Source organism: Leptolyngbya cf. ectocarpi LEGE 11479 (genome assembly GCF_015207065.1).
GTDB classification, from domain to species: Bacteria; Cyanobacteriota; Cyanobacteriia; order Phormidesmidales; family Phormidesmidaceae; genus Leptothoe; species Leptothoe ectocarpi.
Window position 1 is genome coordinate 1 of the sequence record NZ_JADEXP010000550.1, and the last position, 2527, is coordinate 2527.

The 2527-nt window shown below is 52.0% G+C and carries 2 protein-coding genes; one reads left to right on the forward strand and one right to left on the reverse strand.

What is annotated here, in order from left to right; genetic code table 11:
* Nucleotides 1-1534: hypothetical protein (locus tag IQ260_RS29750; protein ID WP_228016563.1), on the forward strand; the 1534-nt coding region annotated here is incomplete at its 5' end.
* A gap of 18 nt (nucleotides 1535-1552) precedes the next feature.
* Here IQ260_RS29750 and IQ260_RS29755 read toward each other — a convergent pair.
* Nucleotides 1553-2479, reverse strand: a complete 927-nt coding sequence (locus IQ260_RS29755; protein ID WP_193996663.1) for an outer membrane protein — start codon at nucleotides 2477-2479, stop codon at nucleotides 1553-1555.
* Between the last annotated feature and the right edge of the window lie 48 nt (nucleotides 2480-2527).

Genomic DNA, 2527 nt, shown 5'->3' on the forward strand with positions numbered 1-2527 from the left:
ATTTTTCTGTCTCAAGTTTTTATTTATTCGCAATATGGGCTCGGTCAACGAGCTGCACCATTTGCCTCTGTCTCGCCATTTTGTGGACCCAACCTGGCTGGCGGGAGATATCTACTACAGTGAACCCCCAGGTTATCGTTTACTGTTTCAGCTCATCTTTGGTCCCCTGACTACCACCGTGGGGTTTCTGGCCACATCGATTATTGGGCGCACCCTGGGATATTTGGCTGTGGCTGTGGGGCTATGGACCCTATCTCGTCGTTTAGGTATCCGGCTGCCAACACTGCTGCTAGCAATGGGGTTATTGGTCTATGTGCGCAGACCCCAGGGGGTCATGGCAGGAGAGTGGCTACTGGGAGGGATTGAGCCCAAGATATTTGCCTATGGTGCTGTTTTTATGGCCCTATCGGTGATGTTGACGGGGCGCTATCTTTGGATGACGGCTTGGCTAGGTCTGGCGGCGTCCTTTCACGCACTGGTGGGGGGATGGGCATCCATAGCTGTACTGCTGTGGTTAGGCTGGCGACGACGAGATGTATTGTTAGATGGTCGTCGGTGGTTAGCGGCGCTGCCTATCTATGCGCTCACCAGCGTCTTTGCGCTGACGGCGGTGCTGACTCAGCTGCTCAGACCGGTTGCAGCGAGTGATATTTCTCCGTCTTACATTTATTCTTTTTTGCGCAATCCTCACCATGTCAATCCGTTGGCGTGGCCGTTGGAGGAATGGTTCTATCTGTTGGCATATCTGCTGGTGTTTGGGGGAACAGCCCTCCATGTGACTCGTTTCGCTCCGCAGCCAGACGCGAGAATTACCCGAAACCGCGCGGACTTTTTCTGCTTTGTGCTGTGTACGCTAATTCTTTTTGGAGCTGGGATTTTAGTGGCTCCCTTTGATGTGGAGGGGCGAATCTTGCAGTATTATCCCTTTCGCGTTGGAGATTTAATGCTGGCGTTAGGAACCGCGTTATTTTTGGCGCTGGCGTTAGAAAACTGGGTGTTTAGAGGACGCAGAGGTGCGATCGCACTCACCCTTATCCTTCTGATTTGCTTTGGGGCCGAAGCCAGCCGCTGTTATACCAAAGCCATGGCTCTAAGGGATTTTCCCAGCCAGGTACAGGGGGTCAACCCTGACCTGATCGCCACCGCCAGCTGGCTCCAACAACATGTGCCAGAGGGTGAGCCGGTAATCTCTCCCCCTGTGGATCTCAGCCCGTTAGCCTGGCTGTCCGATCATCCGGCCATTGCCAAATTTCGGTTTGTGCCGAGCGCCTCATCTGCCGATGTGGAGGCCTGGTTTGAGCGCATAACGGACCTCGGCGGTGGCCTGGATCTTCTCAGCTATACCGACCGCCGTACCGACAACCGCCGCCAGATTCGCCAGGCCCTCACCAATGGCTATAACAGCTTAGATACCGCCCAGGTAAGCGCCCTCATGGATAAGTATCAAAGCCGTTACGCGGTCACCTACATAGGACAGATACTAGATTTACCCGTCCTAAACGAGAACAGCCGCTATCGGATCTATGGACAGTAAGACTACTGCCATAGCCCCTTAGAACTCATACCGGGCACCCAGCTGTAGGGAATGGATCAGTAAGGTGTCAGCATCCAAATCGGCCCCAAAGGCTTCAAAGTTTTGCCCCGGCAATCCGTGCAAGCGGTAGCCTAGAAAGGCGCTTGCTTGTTCACTAATTTCATAGCCCACACCTGCTTTGACTTGAAAAACAAAGCTGGCTCCCGTATCGTCCAGTGCCAGTGTCCCAATACCCGGAATATCAGCTTCAATATCATTCACCGTTAGGGTGGCAATACCGACACCACCGCCAATATAAGGACTAAACCGGCTCTTGGTTGGAATATCGTAATATCCATTCACCATAAACTGAACCGATTCGATATCTCCATCCAAGGGAATTTCAGCCAGGTCATTGACCGTAACCCCTTCCACATCATTACTGGTATAAGTGACCTCCAGTTCCACACGGGCATCGTCAAAACGATAGCCAGCTGCCCCGCTCACCCCAAATCCGGTATCTGCATCAAAGGAAATATCCACAGGAATATTGGTTGTCACCGGGGGTAAACCGGGAAAAAGTGGGGCAGCCGTGATAGCAATGGGTTCATCTGACTCAATATCAACGGGATAGCCAAACACCAAATTGGGTGCTAAGGAGACATACCAACCGTTGTCGTCAGCACCTGGGGAAACGGCTTGAGCGACCAACAGGTCTGCATTGCTGACGACCTCCTCGGTTTCATCCCCCTCAGTTTCAATCCCCTCAATATCATCCCCTAAAGCTTCAATCCCCAAAGGCTCAGTACCCGATTCAATGCCTGAAGGTTCAGCACCTGCAGGTTCAATACCCAAAGGTTCAAGGTCTTCAGCATCAGCTGATTGAGCTAGGACAGGGGTTGCTATCCCTGCAAAAAAAATGGCTGCGACCGCTGATTTGGTAAATAGACGTGTGAAGTTACGCATATTAATCTTTACCTATGAATGGCCAGAAGTATGACACACCTGTCTGAA

Excerpts from the sequence above, each read along its gene's own strand:
- IQ260_RS29755 (WP_193996663.1), bottom strand. The coding sequence starts at position 2,479 with ATGCGTAACTTCACACGTCTATTTACCAAATCAGCGGTCGCAGCCATT.